This is a genomic window from Leifsonia sp. GW821-FHT13C09 (assembly GCF_058806435.1).
In genome coordinates, this window is record NZ_JBXAPS010000001.1 from 988,865 (window position 1) to 1,004,235 (window position 15,371).

The 15,371-nt window shown below is 70.0% G+C and carries 13 protein-coding genes; 7 read left to right on the forward strand and 6 right to left on the reverse strand.

Translation table 11 applies throughout. From position 1 onward, the window contains the following. Positions 1–16 precede the first annotated feature (16 nt). The 3 genes from trmB to AC1ROW_RS04770 form a co-directional block, all read right to left on the reverse strand. Entirely contained in the window at positions 17–715 is a 699-nt protein-coding gene (trmB, locus tag AC1ROW_RS04760) for a tRNA (guanosine(46)-N7)-methyltransferase TrmB (protein ID WP_493017690.1), read from the reverse strand. 35 nt (positions 716–750) lie between these two features. Continuing rightward, on the reverse strand, positions 751–1,068 hold the full coding sequence (locus AC1ROW_RS04765; RefSeq protein WP_493017691.1) for a hypothetical protein: 318 nt from the start codon (positions 1,066–1,068) through the stop codon (positions 751–753). Between the two features lie 90 nt (positions 1,069–1,158). Further along, positions 1,159–2,622, reverse strand: a complete 1,464-nt coding sequence (locus AC1ROW_RS04770) for an NCS2 family permease (RefSeq protein ID WP_493018362.1) — start codon at positions 2,620–2,622, stop codon at positions 1,159–1,161. An 87-nt stretch (positions 2,623–2,709) separates the two neighbouring features. On the opposite strand from AC1ROW_RS04770, the gene AC1ROW_RS04775 reads away from it, so the two are divergent. The 5 genes from AC1ROW_RS04775 (at position 2,710) to AC1ROW_RS04795 (ending at position 7,451) form a co-directional block, all read left to right on the forward strand. Next, complete coding sequence (locus AC1ROW_RS04775; RefSeq protein WP_493017692.1) at positions 2,710–3,987, forward strand: uracil-xanthine permease family protein; 1,278 nt, start codon at positions 2,710–2,712, stop codon at positions 3,985–3,987. A gap of 94 nt (positions 3,988–4,081) precedes the next feature. Then, on the forward strand, positions 4,082–4,438 hold the full coding sequence (locus tag AC1ROW_RS04780; protein WP_493017693.1) for an SDR family oxidoreductase: 357 nt from the start codon (positions 4,082–4,084) through the stop codon (positions 4,436–4,438). A 40-nt stretch (positions 4,439–4,478) separates the two neighbouring features. Continuing rightward, on the forward strand, positions 4,479–4,775 hold the full coding sequence (locus tag AC1ROW_RS04785; RefSeq protein WP_493017694.1) for a hypothetical protein: 297 nt from the start codon (positions 4,479–4,481) through the stop codon (positions 4,773–4,775). Then, entirely contained in the window at positions 4,765–6,771 is a 2,007-nt protein-coding gene (locus AC1ROW_RS04790) for an alpha/beta hydrolase (RefSeq protein WP_493017695.1), read from the forward strand. The genes AC1ROW_RS04785 and AC1ROW_RS04790 overlap by 11 nt, the downstream gene beginning before the upstream one ends. A gap of 92 nt (positions 6,772–6,863) precedes the next feature. Further along, positions 6,864–7,451: a hypothetical protein gene (locus AC1ROW_RS04795; RefSeq protein WP_493017696.1), complete on the forward strand. Its 588-nt coding sequence runs from the start codon at positions 6,864–6,866 to the stop codon at positions 7,449–7,451. Positions 7,452–8,247: 796 nt separating this feature from the next. Here the strand turns inward: AC1ROW_RS04795 and AC1ROW_RS04800 are convergent. The 3 genes from AC1ROW_RS04800 to AC1ROW_RS04810 form a co-directional block, all read right to left on the reverse strand. Further along, complete coding sequence (locus AC1ROW_RS04800) at positions 8,248–8,580, reverse strand: peptidase (protein ID WP_493017697.1); 333 nt, start codon at positions 8,578–8,580, stop codon at positions 8,248–8,250. Beyond that, positions 8,577–9,791 carry an inorganic phosphate transporter gene (locus AC1ROW_RS04805; RefSeq protein WP_493017698.1) on the reverse strand — a complete coding sequence of 405 codons (1,215 nt, stop codon included), beginning with the start codon at positions 9,789–9,791 and terminating at the stop codon, positions 8,577–8,579. The genes AC1ROW_RS04800 and AC1ROW_RS04805 overlap by 4 nt, the downstream gene beginning before the upstream one ends. 134 nt (positions 9,792–9,925) lie before the next feature. Continuing rightward, the gene (locus tag AC1ROW_RS04810; RefSeq protein ID WP_493017699.1) at positions 9,926–12,481 is read right to left on the reverse strand and encodes a DEAD/DEAH box helicase; all 2,556 of its coding nucleotides are present in this window, start codon (positions 12,479–12,481) and stop codon (positions 9,926–9,928) included. A 68-nt stretch (positions 12,482–12,549) separates the two neighbouring features. Here AC1ROW_RS04810 and AC1ROW_RS04815 point away from each other — a divergent pair, with 68 nt between their 5' ends. Together AC1ROW_RS04815 and AC1ROW_RS04820 are read left to right on the forward strand one after the other, a co-directional pair. After that, a complete protein-coding gene (locus AC1ROW_RS04815) occupies positions 12,550–14,199 on the forward strand; it encodes a molybdopterin-dependent oxidoreductase (RefSeq protein ID WP_493017700.1) in 1,650 nt (549 codons plus the stop codon). A gap of 4 nt (positions 14,200–14,203) precedes the next feature. Continuing rightward, positions 14,204–15,367, forward strand: a complete 1,164-nt coding sequence (locus AC1ROW_RS04820; RefSeq protein WP_493017701.1) for a ThiF family adenylyltransferase — start codon at positions 14,204–14,206, stop codon at positions 15,365–15,367. Positions 15,368–15,371: the final 4 nt, after the last annotated feature.

Here is a 15,371-nt window from a genome sequence, read left to right on the forward strand (position 1 = left end):
CATCACACGCGCGGCCTCACACGCGCGGCCGGTACTCCAGGTCGAAGATCGCGTGCCCGAGCCGCTCGCCGCGGCGCTCGAACTTGGTCACCGAACGGTCCTCCGGGCGCGCGATGAACCCACCGGGCCCCGCGGCGTTGGTCAGCGCCGGTTCGTCGTCGAGCACCGCGATCATGTGCTCCGCGTAGGGCTCCCAGTCCGTCGCGAGCCGCAGCACGCCCGTCGGCTTCAGCGCGGCGACGATCAGCCGGACCACATCGGGCTGCACCAGCCGGCGACGGTGGTGGCGCGCCTTCGGCCACGGGTCGGGGAAGAAGATGAGCACCTCGTCCACGGTGTCGGCTCCGAGCCCCCGCTCGAAGACCTCGACCGCGTCGTGCCGGACGACCCGGACGTTGGTGAGGCCCTGCTCCTTCGCGGCCGCGAGCACCCGGCCGACACCGGCGCCGTGCACCTCCACGCCGAGGAAGTCCTTCTCGGGATGCCGTCCGGCGAGGGCGAGCAGGTTCTCGCCGTTGCCGAAGCCGATCTCGACCACGCGCGGGGCGCTGCGCCCGAAGATCGCGTCGAGGTCGAGCGGCGAGCCGTCGAAGTCCACGCCGTAGACCGGCCAGAACTCGTCGATGGCCCGCTGCTGGGCTTCGGTCTTCCTGCCGCGGATGACGAAGCTGTGCGGCCTGTCGCTGCGTGGCGTGACGAGAGGGGACGGTTCCATCCCTCCATTCTCGCAGGCAGCGCGGGCGGCGCTCGTCAGAGGTGCGCCCCCACGTAGTGCCACGGCAGGAAAGCGAGCCCGAAGCCCACGCCGAGCACCGCGACCAGGAGGCCGATGAGGATGCCCGCGAGCATGACGGCGTTGAGCACGATCCCCCAGATCGCGAAGGTGCGCCCCTCCGGCTCCCGGCTGAGCGCGAGGACCCCGAGCACGAGCCCGGCGATCGGGGCGAGGAAGGTCCAGCTGAAGACGATGGACGCGAGGCCGAGCGCGAAGCTCGTCAGGCTGAGTGTGCGGGCCGGAGCGGCCTGGTACGGGGTCGCCGGGTTCGGTGAGGTGCTGGTGGATGTCATGGATCCAGTCAAGTGATCCACCCGGCCGGCGCACATCCGGGTAACCCCCGGTTGCGGTCAGGGGTTACCCGGGATGTGCGGCTCAGCCGATCAGTGCGGCAGCAGCGTCTCGATGGGGCCGCGCGCGAAGTACACCAGGAAGCCGGCCGCGACGATCCAGAGCAGCGGGCTGATCTCGCGCGCCTTGCCGGAGAGCGACCGGACGAGCACCCAGGAGATGAAGCCGACGCCGATGCCGTTCGCGATCGAGTAGGTCAGCGGCATGACGATGATCGTCAGGAACACCGGCAGCGTGCTGGAGAACTCGTGGAAGTCGATGTGGCGGATCTGCACGACCATGAGCGCACCCACGATGACGAGCGCCGCGGCGGCCACCTCGCTCGGGACGACGCTGGTCAGCGGAGTGAAGAACATGGCCAGCAGGAACAGCACACCCGTGATGACGCTCGCGAATCCCGTCTTCGCGCCTTCCCCGATGCCTGAGGCCGACTCGACGAACACGGTGTTGGACGACGCCGACGTGCCACCTCCGACGACCGCGCCGACACCCTCCACGATGAGCGCGGACTGCAGGCGCGGGAACGTCCCGTCCTCGTTCGCGAGGCCGGCGCTGCGGGCAAGACCCGTCATCGACCCCATCGCGTCGAAGAAGTTCGTGAAGACCAGCGTGAAGACGAGCATGATCGCGGCGAGACCGCCGATCCGCGCGAACGAGCCGAACAGGTCGAACTGCCCGACGAGGCCGAGGTTCGGCACCGAGACGAACGAGGTGGGCAGGGCGGGGACCGAGAGGTTCCAGCCGTTCGGGTTCTTCACGGAGGACCCGAGGTGGAAGATCGCCTCGATGATGATGGCCACAGCGGTCGCCGCGACGATGCCGATCAGGAGCGCGCCCTTCACCTTGCGCGCCATGAGCACGCCCATGATCACCAGGGCGATCAGGAACACCAGGGTGGGGAGCGTCGCGATTGACCCGGCCTCGCCGAGCTGCACGGGCGGCGACGCCGTCTTGGTGCTGCGTACGAAACCGCTGTCGACGAAGCCGATGAAGGCGATGAAGAGGCCGATGCCGACGGTGATGGCCGTCTTCAGCTGCGGCGGGACGGCGTTGAAGATGAGGCGGCGCAGCCCGGTCGCGGCGAGCAGGACGATGATCAGGCCGTTGATGACGACGAGTCCCATCGCCTCCTGCCAGGTGAGCACCTTGACGACGTTCACCGCGAGGAACGAGTTGATGCCGAGGCCCGCGGCGAAGGCGAACGGCAGCCGGGCGACCAGACCGAACAGCACGGTCATGACGCCGGCGCTCAGCGCGGTGACGGCGCCGACCTGCTCGAAGCCCAGCGTGTGGCCCGTCACGTCGGGCGCGGAGCTCAGGATGATCGGGTTGAGGATGACGATGTACGCCATGGTCACGAAGGTCAGCAGGCCGCCGCGGATCTCCGTCGCCCACGTGGTGCCGCGGGACGTGATCTCGAAGAACCGGTCCAGGCGCCCTCTGAGGGTCGGCGTGGGCGTGGAAGTCGAAGCGGAAATGGTGGTCTCCCGTAGTATCGGTTGGGTTTTGGTTCGAGGCGCATTCGAAGGTACGTCACAGCGCTGTACCAGCCTAATTCCCTCCGCGACACGATAAGGACACGCATGGCTCTGCCCTGGAAGCTGCACGGCGACGGTAAGAAGGTCGGAGCGCGCGAGATCGTGCTCCCCGGCGAGCGGCTGACGTGGCCGCGGACGATCGGGCTCGGCGCCCAGCACGTCGTCGCGATGTTCGGCGCGACGTTCCTGGTGCCGCTGCTCACGGGCTTCCCGCCGAGCACCACGCTGCTGTTCTCCGGCGTCGGAACCATGCTGTTCCTGCTGGTGACGCGCAACAAGCTGCCCAGCTACCTCGGTTCCTCGTTCGCCTTCATCGTCCCGATCGTCGCGGCGACCAAGGCGCACGGGATGCCGTCGGCGCTGTTCGGCATCGTCGTCACCGGCCTCCTGCTCGCCGTCGTCGGCTTGATCGTGGTCGCGACGGGCACGAAGTGGATCGACGGGCTGATGCCGCCGATCGTCGCCGGCGCCATCGTGGCGCTGATCGGCTTCAACCTCGCCCCGGCCGCGAAAAACAACTTCATGCAGGCGCCGGTCACGGCGCTCGTCACGCTCGCGGCTGTCATCCTCTGCACCGTGCTGTTCAAGGGGATGCTGGGGCGGCTCTCGATCTTCCTCGGCGTCGTCGTCGGCTACGTCTTCGCGGCGCTCTCGGGACAGGTCGACTTCAGCAAGGTCGACAAGGCGGCCTGGCTCGGCCTTCCGCAGTTCACGTTCCCGGCCAACCCGTTCGCGGACGCTGCGTCGACCTGGGGCATCCTGCCCGCGTTCCTCCCGGTCGTGCTGGTGCTGATCGCGGAGAACGTCGGCCACATCCGCGGCGTAGCCCAGCTCACCGACCCCGCAGTCAACAAGCTCACCGGCCGCGCGCTGTTCGCGGACGGCCTGGCGACCACCATCGCCGGCTTCTTCGGCGGGTCTGGAACGACGACCTACGGCGAGAACATCGGCGTCATGGCCGCGACCCGCGTCTACTCGACCGCCGCGTACTGGGTCGCCGGCATCGTCGCCGTGCTGCTCGGCCTCTCCCCCAAGGTCGGCGCGGTCATCAACACCATCCCCGCCGGAGTGCTCGGCGGCGTCACGACGGCGCTGTACGGCCTGATCGGCGTGATCGGCGTGAAGATCTGGCTCGACAACAAGGTCGACTTCTCCAAGCCGGTCAACCAGTTCACCGCTGCCACCGCGCTCATCATCGGCATCGGCGACTTCACGCTGAACTTCGGCCAGCTCACCTTCAACGGGATCGCGCTCGGCGCCATCGCGGCGATCGTCGTGTACCACGTGATGAACTCGGTCGCCCGCGTGCGCGGCACCGCGTAGAGCGGATGCGGCACGCGCCCGGGCGCGTGCCGCATCCGATATTGCACACTCCTCTCATCTGTTCTACGCTGCACAATGTCAGCGAGAGGAACCTGTGCAGCGCATCCACACCACCGGCTACGACCGCTCCGGCGTCGCGTGCGGCGTCGCGCACATCGGCGTCGGCGGCTTCCACCGGGCGCACCAGGCGCTCGCGATCGACCGGCTGCTCGAGCACGGGCTCGCCCGCGACTGGGGCATCCTCGGCGTCGGCGTGCTCCCGGCGAAGACGCCGCTCGGCCGGGAGGCCTGGATGGGGTCGAGGGGCGACGAATCGCGCGCCCGCATCCCCGCCCGGCGGCTCGCCCGGCCCGAGGAGGTCGCCGCGCTGATCGGCTACCTGGCCTCCGACGAGGCGGCCCTGGTCACCGGCGAGAACATCCTGATCGACGGCGGCTACGCCTCCATCTAGGCCGGCGCCCCGAGACGGATCGACAGGAACAGGAGCAGGGATGGGCAGGACGGTCGGCGTCGAGCCCGAACAGTTGTCGGCGGGCGCGAAAGCGCTGAAGGGGGTCGTCACCGGCCCTCGTCCTTCGGCGGACGAGTCCAGCCGTTTCGGCTCGACGGTCGCCTGGGGAGCGGTGAGCCGGTACGAGGCGTACTGGGTCCGCGGCCAGTCGGCCGTCGACGACCTCGTCGCCGGCCTGGCCGGCGCACTCACCCAGGCGGCCGAGTCCTATCCGCGCCGGGATGCGGAGGACGCCGACCGGTTCGCGGGCGACCGGGGTGGTTTCTATGGCTTCTAGGTGGGCGGGTTCGCGGTGGGCGGACTGGTCGCCGGTCGGGTTCGACACCGACCCGACGCCGGGCGATCCGGAGCTGGTGGAGGCGCTGGTCGCCCACCTGCGGAAGTGGTCGGGCCGACTGGAGCGGCAGTCGGTGGTCGCCAGGCAGGTGCTGACGACCAACCTCGGGGCGGCATCGTGGTCGGGCCTGGCTGCCGACGTGTTCTCGGACCGGCTGCGTGCGCTGACCGCCGCGGCTCTGAAGGCGGCCGAACAGCACAACGAGGGGGCGGTGGCGGCGACCAGGTGGTCGCTGGCGCTGGAGTACACCCAGCGCGAAGCAGGCGAGGCGCTGCAGGACGCCGAGGAGGCGCTGGCGGACCTGGAGGCGGCGGAGGCGTCGGTGGCCGCCCTGGGCGTCGAACAAGCGGCGCTGCTGGCGGCGTTGCGCGCCCTGGAGAAGGCGTACAGCTCCACCGAGAAGCCGCCGCCGGGGTCCTCCGCTCCGGCGCACTTCGACGTGGCCAACGCCCGCCGACGGGAGCAGGACGCGAGCGACGAACTGGCGAGAGCGCGCCGCACGTTCGTCGACGCGCAGGAGCGGCTGGACGACGCGAAACGGAAGGCCGAACGGGCGAAGCAGGAGTACGACGCGGCCGAGAGGACGTTCGCCAGAACGCTGGACGACGCCCTGCACGGCGCGCTGCCGCCCGCCCCGAAGCCGGAGCTGAAAGCCTTCGCGTCTGTGGTCGGAAAGCTCTCCCACATCCCCGCCTCGGCGAGCGTGAACGCGTCCCTGATGGACACGCTGAAGCGGTTGACGCCCGAGGAGCTGGCGGTGCTCGCGGCGGAGAATCCGCGGCTCGTGCAGGAGTTCTGGAAGCATCCGCCGTCGCCGGATTCGGTGGCGAAGTGGTGGGGCGGGCTCGGTGACAAGGCGAGGGAGGCGTTCCAGGCGGCGGCGCCCGGTGTCCTTGGGAACCTGGCTGGGCTGCCGTACGGGGTTCGCGACCGCTGCAATCGTGCCGTCTACGAAGCGGCGCAGCTGCGCACGGCCAGCCTCACCCCGGAGCAGCGGAAGGTGCTGACCGCCCTTGAAACGGTGCTTTCCGACCCGTTGGCGTCGTTGGTGTCTTTCAACCTGGAGGCGCCGGTGCCGATGGTCGCGGTCGGGTACGGCGATCTGGACACGGCGGACACGGTGACCTGGGCAGCACCCGGGATGAACTCCGACGCGGCGGAGGCCACCCAGAGCTGGTCGCGCGCCGCGAAAAAACTGTACGACCAGCAGATCGACCTCGACGAAGGTCGGACACATGCCGTGGTGGGCTGGCTGGGGTATGACACTCCTGACCTGGCGAGTGTGAACAATCCGGCGTTGGCGCAGGACGGATCGTGGCGGTTCGCGAACGAGCTGGACGGAACACACGTCACCCGGACTGCGCACCCGGCGGTACCGTTCCCGTACGTGTCGGTGGTGGCGCACTCGTATGGGACCACGATGGCCGCCGATGCGTTGACTCGGGTGAAGCACGCGGTGGACTCCTTCACCATGCTCGGGTCGGCGGGGATCGACACCCACGTCGTGGGGTCGCTGACGGGTCTGCATGTGAAGCACGCGGGCGGCCAGCCGGCGATCTTCACCACGACGGCCCAGCTGGACCACCTCGCACCATTCGGCTCGGCTCTCGGGGGCCGGGCCGAGCCGAACCCCGAAGCGTTGCGCTCCCCGGGGACGGGGTGGGCGACGCCCTTCATCGGGTTGAACGTGCCGCAGTCGATGGGCGACGCTCAATCGTTCTCCTCCGAGGGAGCAGTCCTCCCGAACGGTGAGGTCTTGAAACAGACCAAGGGCCACAGCGCTCTGGGTGCGCACACGGACGGGAACCTGCTCAACGGGATCGCCCCCGAAGGCTTCGGATACCTCGACGACGATACGGAGGCCCTACGAAACACCGGTTACACGACGATCGGTCAGTCCGAGGGCGTCGTCGGCGGCCTGAGGCCCACCCGATGAATCACAGATCCGACGGGTCCGTGAATCGCATCGCGAGAGTATGCGGTGTGGCAATCGTCGCAGCCGCGACGCTTTCTCTCCTAGGAGGTTGTATGTCTGTTCCAGCTCTGCATGACGCCGTCCCACAATCCCCGGGCACCCCGCAGAAGACGATCACCGAGTTGCTGACCCAGTGGGCCGACCTCACCAACGCCGCCATCGCCGCCACCGGTGACACCAAAGGCTGGTACCGCGGCGCGATCCTGGACAACAAGCTCTGGGACCCGGCCGCGGAGGAAGTTGGCCTGCCACCCTGCGGGACGGTCGGCGAGAAGACCGCTCATCAGGTTGAGGCTGTGGTTAGGCATGCCGCGTTCGGGGCTGACCCGCACCCGATCGCGGACAAACTCACCGCTTACTGGGAAAGCGAAGGGTTCACCGTCTTACGAACGGTCGATTGGACCTCCCCCTCCGGCAAGATGGATGTCTCGATCCGCGCCACACGACCAGACGGCGTCTACAACGGACTCACCGCCACCAGCACACAAGTGTCCATCAGCGTCTCGTCGGAGTGCTCCACTCACCCCTCCATCCAGTCGTGGGCACGTGAGCGATCACTACGCAACTTGAAGACGCCGACACCGCCGCCAGCCGCGTCCGCCACCTCGGAAGACGCGGATGACGGGTTCTTATGGGGATGATCCGCACACGCTGCTCCGACCCCGCCGGGAATCGCCTCCCATCGGGTGGACAGCGGGACAGCGTTGCCATGTCCGGGGTTTTTGAGCTCTCTCGACGGGGCCCGCTCCGAAGGCGACCGATGGGTCGAGACAGACCGGATGACGGGCCGATTGAGCGGGTTCGCCGGTCGTTTCGTGAAATTGTGCGGTGCTGCGGCCCTGACAGCGTCGCTGCTCGGAGGCTGTATGGCTGTTCCCGCTCTCCGCGATCCTGCGCCACAGTCCCCGGGCACCCCGCAGAACACAATCACCGAGTTGCTGACCCAATGGGCCGACCTCACCAACGCTGCCATCGCCGCCACCGGCGACACCGAAGGCTGGTACCGCGGCGCGATCCTGGACAACAAGCCCTGGGACCCGGCCGCGGAGGAAGTCGGCCTGCCACCGTGCGGGACGGTCGGAGCGAAGACCCTCACCAGGTACGCGCCATCGTTACACACGATGCGTTCGAAGCTGACCCGCACCCGATCGCGGACAAACTCACCGCTTACTGGGAAAGCCAAGGATTCACCGTCGTACGAACAGTCGATTGGACCTCCCCCGCCGGCAAGATGGACATCGCGATCCGCGCAACACGACCAGACGGCGTCTACAACGGACTCACCGCCGTCAGCGATCAAGTGTCCATCAGTGTCTCGTCCGAGTGCTCCACCCACCCCTCCATCCAGTCGTGGGCACGTGAGCGATCACTACGCAACTTGAAGACACCGGCACCGGCACCGTCGCCGGGACCACCCAGCTAGGCCCTACGCACCCCTCACCCGTGGAAGTACGGAATGATCAAATACAGCCCATACAGCACCGCTGCCCCGCACAGCACGAAGCACGCATAAGCGCCGGCGAGCGCGGCCCGCTTACGACCTTCGCTCACCGGGCTCTTGCGGCGGGCCTTCTCGGCTTTCTTCTGGGCCTTGGCCGCCTGCTCCGGCGTGATCACCGTGATCGCGTCCGTGAATTCCGCCGGCTCCACGAACAGCGCGCGGCCGGCCACGGCCAGCAGCCGTGTGCCGAGCGCATAGAAGCCGACGACAACGCACGCGCCGATCAGGGACGCGGCGAAGACCGTGATGAACTGCAGGACGGCGCTCATGCGGGGTTCCTTCCCGAGCGCTCCTTTTTGAGCGGCTTGACCTTTTTGATCTTCACCACGCGGCCGGAGGCAGCGACGTCGCTCTGGCCCTGGACGGGGACCGGCGTCACCGCGTTGGAGCTGGAGACGCGGTTTCGGCGGGACCGCCAGAAGATGAAGGCGATCACCACGACGGCCACGACCGTGTCGATCAGGATGCCGATCGGGCCGAGGAGGCCGATCAGCGCGGCCACGGCGCCCACAGCCGCCGCCGCGGGCAGGGTCAGCACCCAGCCGATGGCGATCCGGCCGGCGGTCCCCCAGCGCACCGATGAGCCGCGGCGGCCGAGGCCGGAGCCGATCACCGAGCCGGAGGCGACTTGCGTGGTGGAGAGCGCGAAGCCGAGGTGGCTGGAGGCCAGGATGGTCGCGGCCGTGCTCGTCTCCGCGGCGAAGCCCTGCGCGGGCTTCACCTCGGTGAGGCCGCGGCCGAGGGTGCGGATGATGCGCCAGCCGCCGGAGTACGTCCCGATCGCGATGGCGAGGGCGCACGACACCACGACCCAGAGCGGCGGCCCGCTCCCTGCGGGCAGCAGGTTCGCCGAGATCAGCAGCAGTGTGATGACGCCCATGGTCTTCTGCGCGTCGTTGGTGCCGTGCGAGAGCGCGACGAGCGACGAGGAGAAGATCTGGCCGTAGCGGAAGCCGCCTCGGCCGTCCGGGCGGCCGTCGTAGCGGCGGGTGATCCAGTAGGCCAGCTTGGTGGCGGCCCAGGCGACCACACCGGCGGTGAAGGGCGCGATGACGGCAGGCAGGACGACCTTCTGCACGACCGTCGGGAAGTTCACGGACGCGATCCCTGCGCCGACGATCGCCGCGCCGATCAGCCCGCCGAAGAGGGCGTGGCTGGACGACGACGGGAGGCCGTACAACCAGGTCACCATGTTCCAGACGATGGCCCCGACCAGTCCGGCGAAGATCAGCTGCGGCGAGATCAGGACGCCGCCAGAGCCCTCGTTGATGATGCCGCCCGAGATGGTCTTGGCGACCTCCGTCGACAGGAACGCTCCGACGAGGTTCAGGACCGCGGCGAGCGCGACAGCGACCTTGGGTCGCATCGCGCCGGTCGCGATCGGCGTCGCCATCGCGTTCGCCGTGTCGTGGAACCCGTTGGTGAAGTCGAAGAACAGGGCCAGCGCGATGACCAGCACGATGATGAGGGTGAGATCCACCGGCTTCTTTCTCGTGTGGAGACGGACGCCCGGCGGGAGTTCACCGGACGTTCATGCGGAATGCCTGGCGCGGTTAAGCGACCTCGGACATGTTTTCACGGCCGTCGAGCACGCGTCAAACCATCGTCCGGCCGTCAGAGGCGGTCGACCGCCGTCACCCGGACGACCGCCACGCCGGTGCGGGCGGAGTCCGCCAGCAGCACGTCGGCGGCGATCCCCCAGTCGTGGTCGCCCGCCGGATCGGCGAGGATCTGCCGCACCCGCCACAGTCCCTCCGTCGCGGCGGGCGCCTCGTCCACGACGATCATGCTCGCGGCCCGCGCCGACGCGTCGGTGAGGATCTCGTCGTGCTCGGCGTAGTACGCCTCCAGCGCCTCGTCCCACTGCAGCTCGGTGAAGGACGGCGCGGGCGCCTCGGCGAGCGCCGCCGCCTCGTTCTCGAGGGCGCCGAGCTCCTGGACCCGGTCGAGCGCGGCGAGCTGCACGCGCCGGAACAGCTCGTTGCGGACGAGCACGAAGAAGGCGCGCCGGTTGGTGGTGACGTTCCGCGGCGCAGGCGGGGCGAGCTCACCGCTCTCGGCCGCGTGCCGGGCGGCGTCGGGATGCACCAGCTCTTCCCACTCGTCCAGGAGGCTGGAGTCGACCTGGCGGACCAGCTCGCCGAGCCACTCCACGATGTCGCGCAGCTCCTCGGTGCGGAGGTCCAGCGGCACGGTCTGGTTCAGCGCGCGGTAGGCGTCGGACAGATACCGCAGCACGACGCCCTCGGACCGAGCCAGCTTGTAGAAGGCGATGAACTCGCCGAAGGTCATCGCGCGCTCGTACAGGTCGCGGACCACCGACTTGGGGCTCAGCTCGAAGTCGGCCACCCAGGGCTGACTGGAGGCGTAGGTCGCGAAGGCCTCGTGCAGCAACTCGTCGTGCGGCTTGGGGTGCGTGACGGTCTCCAGCGCCTCCATCCGCTCGTCGTACTCCACGCCCTCGGCCTTCATGGCTGCCACGGCCTCGCCGCGCGCCTGGAACTGCTGGGCCGACAGCACAGGACGCGGGTCGTCGAGGGTGGCCTCCACCACCGAGACGATGTCGAGCGCGTAGGCCGGCGACTCGACGTCGAACAGTTCGAACACCGCGAGGGCGAATGGCGACAGCGGCTGGTTGAGAGCGAAGTTGGGTTGGAGGTCGACCGTCAGGCGGATCTCGCCGTCCACGACCTCCACGACCCCGGCTGTGAGCAGCGAGCGGTAGAGGCCGAGCGCGCGGCGGGCGAGCGCGAGCTGCCGTTTCCACGGCTCGTGGTTGTCGAACACCAGGTCGCGGACGTGACCGAAGACGTCGCCGCCGCGCCCGATCACGTTGATGAGCATGGCGCTGGTGATCTGCATCGAGGACGTCAGCGTCTCCGGCTCGGCCTCCACGAGCTTGCGGAAGGACGGCTCGCCCCAGGAGACGAAGCCCTCCGGCGCCTTCTTGCGCACGATCTTGCGGCGCTTCTTCGGGTCGTCGCCCGCCTTCTCCAGCGCCTTGGCGTTCTCGCTCTCGTGCTCGGGCGCCTGCACGACGACGGTGCCGGCGGTGTCGTAGCCCGCGCGGCCGGCCCGCCCGGCGATCTGGTGGAACTCGCGCGCGTTGAGCTGGCGCATCCGGGTGCCGTCGAACTTGGTCAGCGCGGTCAGCAGCACGGTGCGGATCGGGACGTTGATGCCGACACCGAGCGTGTCGGTGCCGCAGATCACCCGCAGCATCCCGCGCTGGGCGAGCTGCTCTACCAGTCGGCGGTACTTGGGCAGCATCCCGGCGTGGTGCACGCCGATACCCTGCCGCAGCAGCCGGGAGAGCGTGCGGCCGAAGGAGGTCGTGAACCGGAACTCGCCGATCAGCTCGGCGATCGCGTCGCGCTGCTCGCGGCTGGCGATCTTCGCGCTGGAGAGCGCCTGCGCGCGCTCCAGCGCGGCCAGCTGCGAGAAGTGCACGATGTAGATCGGCGCCTGACCGGTGTGCAGGAGGTCCTCGACGGTGTCGTGGATGGGCGTGAGCTCGTAGTAGTAGTGCAGCGGCACCGGGCGCTCGACGCCGGTCACCGTCGCGGTCTCCCGGCCGGTCCGGCGGGACAGGTCGGCGGCGAGCGCCGTCACGTCGCCGAGGGTCGCCGACATCAGCACGAACTGTGCGCGGTTCAGGAGCAGCAGGGGCACCTGCCACGCCCAGCCGCGGTCCGGGTCGGAGTAGAAGTGGAACTCGTCCATGACCACTTGGCCGACCGGGGTGTCCTCTCCCTGCCGGAGCGCGAGGTTGGCGAGGATCTCGGCGGTGCAGCAGATGATCGGAGCGTCGGCGTTGACCGCGGAGTCTCCGGTCATCATCCCGACGTTCTCGGCGCCGAAGACGTCGACCAGTGCGAAGAACTTCTCCGACACCAGCGCCTTGATCGGCGCGGTGTAGAAGGTCCGCTCGCCGCGGGCCAGCGCCGCGAAGTGCGCGCCGACGGCGACGAGCGACTTGCCGGTCCCGGTGGGCGTCGACAGGATGAGGTTCGAGCCGCCGACGATCTCGATCAGCGACTCGTCCTGCGCCGGGTAGAGGGTGATGCCGGTGGACTCCGCCCAGGCGACGAACGCCTCATAGACGGCGTCCTCGCTCACGCTGGAGGGGCCGGCCCAGCCGGGGAGGTCGTCGACGCGGAGGGAGGCCATAGGGCTCAAGCCTGTCACAGGCCGGGATGCTCGGCATATCCACCGGATCGCGCGCTTATCCTTCCGCTATGGGATCGCCTGTGTCTGCCGGGCCGGCGCGGCCGGAGGGGCCGTCAGGGCCGGAGGGGCCGGCGCGCCCGGAGGGACCGTCGGGGACCGAGCGGCCGTCGCGGCCGGCCGATCCGGCGCGCGCGCCCTTCTGGCCTTCCGCCGCCGTCGGCGCCGCGAGCGTCGTCGCGGGTGTCGGCGCCGCCGAGCTGCTGAGCGCGTTCTTCGTGCAGGACGGCAGCCCCATCCTGGTCGTCGGCGCGCTCGTCATCGATCTCACCCCGGCCTGGCTCAAGAACGCCGTGATCGGCGTTTTCGGCACCGGCGACAAGGCGTTCCTCATCTCGTCGCTCGCCGTCGTGCTCCTCTTCGGGGGCGCGCTCGCGGGCTGGCTGGAGCTGCGCCGTCCCCCGCTCGGCCGCATCCTGATCGGCGTCGGCGGGGCGCTCGGCGTGCTCGCCGCGATCACCCGGGCCGGCTCCTCGATCGTGAATGTCGTGCCGTCCGCGCTCGCCGCGCTGGTCGCGATCCTGATCCTGGGCTGGCTGGCCGACCTGCTGCGCGGCACCCGGCCGACCCGGATCGCTCCCCAGGGCGAGGTGAGCAGGCGGCACTTCGTCACCGCCACCGCGGCGACCGCCGCGGCCGGCATCGTGGCGACGATCGTCGGCCAGGCGATCGCCACCGGCTACCGTGCCGCCTCGGCCGCCCGCGCCGCCTTCCACCTGCCGAGACCCGCCGTCACGGCGCCGCCCATCCCGGCGGCGGCATCGTTCGACGTCCCCGGCCTGGCGCCGATCATCACGCCGAACGCCGACTTCTACCGCATCGACACCGCCCTGCAGATCCCCGGCATCGATCCGTCCGCCTGGCGGCTGAGGATCACCGGGATGGTCGAGAAGGAGGTGGAACTGACCTTCGCCGAGCTCCTCGCCCTCCCGCTGGAGGAGTCGATCACCACGCTCACCTGCGTCTCCAACGAGGTCGGCGGCAACCTGATCAGCAACGCGAAGTGGCTCGGCTACCCGATCCGCCACCTGCTGGCCCGCGCGAAGCCCTCCGCCGACGCCGACATGGTGCTGTCCCGCAGCCAGGACGGCTGGACCGCCGGGACGCCGCTCGAGGCCCTGACCGACGATCGCAACGCCATTCTGGCGGTCGGGATGAACGGCCAGCCGCTGCCGCTGGAGCACGGCTACCCCGTGCGGATGGTCGTCCCCGGGCTGTACGGCTATGTGTCGGCGACGAAGTGGGTGGTCGAGCTGAACGTGACGCGCTTCGACAAGGCGACCTCGTACTGGACCGACCGGGGCTGGTCGGAGCGCGGCCCGGTCAAGCTGGAGTCACGCATCGACGTGCCGTCCGACGGGCATCAGGTGAAGGCGGGCACGGTCGCGGTCGCGGGCGTCGCCTGGTCGCAGCACGACGGCGTGAGCGCCGTGCAGGTGCAGGTCGACGGCGGCCCCTGGCAGGAGGCCACGCTCGCCGACGCGATCTCCGCCGACACCTGGCGGCAGTGGAAGTACGCGTGGGACGCCACGCCCGGCGCGCACAGGATCAAGGTGCGCGCCACCGACGCGCACGGGACCGTGCAGACCTCGAAGGTGCAGGACGTCGTGCCGGACGGCGCCACCGGATTGCACACCATCGGCGTGACCGTGGTTGGCTAGCGCCATGGCCTCCCCCGATCGTCCCGCGCCGCTGGTCGCGCCCGGCCCCGCGCTGCCGGCGGAACAGCGCGCCCGCTACGCCCGCACCGTTCAGCTCCCCGGCTTCGGGGAGGTCGCCCAGCGCCGCCTCCGCGCCGCGCGGGTGCTCGTGGTCGGGGCGGGCGGCCTCGGCTCGGCCGTGCTGCCGCTGCTGGCGGGCGCCGGGTTCGGGACGATCGGGATCATCGACGACGACACTGTGGAGCTCAGCAACCTCCCGCGGCAGACCATCCACCGAGAGCAGGACCTGGGCCGGCAGAAGACCGCGTCGGCGGCCGACGCCATCCGCGCCATCGACGCCGGCATCGACGTCCGGGTGTTCCCGGAGCGGCTCACCTCGGCGAACGCGCTGGGCATCCTCGCCGGCTTCGACCTCGTGCTGGACGGCAGCGACAACTTCCCGACCCGGTACCTCGTGGACGACGCGGCGCTGCTGGCCGGCCTGCCGGTCGTGTGGGGCGCCGTGCACCGGTTCGGCGGCCAGGTCGGGCTGAGCTGGGCGTCGCACGGGCCGCACTACCGCGATCTGTTCCCGGTGCCGCCGGAACCGGGCAGCGTGCCGAGCTGCGCGGAGGCGGGCGTGCTGCCGAGCGTCTGCGGTGTGATCGGCTCGCTGATGGTGAGCGAGGCCACCAAGGTCGTGACCGGGGAGGGCGACCTCCTGCTCGGGAGGGTGCTGGTGCACGACGGGCTGCGCGGGACGTTCCGCGAGCTGCCGTACGCGGCCGACCCGGCGGCGGAGCCGGTGACGGAGCTGATCGACTACGAGCTGTTCTGCGGCGTCGCGCCGGTGGAGGCCGCCGCGGCCACCGCCGTCTCCCCCGCCGACCTGGCCGCGCGCCTGGCGGCGGGCGAGCCGCACATCCTGCTCGACGTGCGCGAGCCGTGGGAGGCCGACATCGCCGAGCTGCCCGGCTCGCTGCTGGTGCCGCTCGACGTCGTGGTGCGGGACGCTCCGGGTGTCGCCGCGCGGCTGGGCGACGACCCGCTGGTGATCATCTGCCACCACGGCCCGCGGGCCGAGACCGCGCGGACGCTGCTCGCGGCCGCCGGCGCGCCCGGCGTGGTGCTGGAGGGCGGCCTCGACCGCTGGTCCCGCGAGGTCGACCCCTCCTTGCCCCGCTACTGAAGCC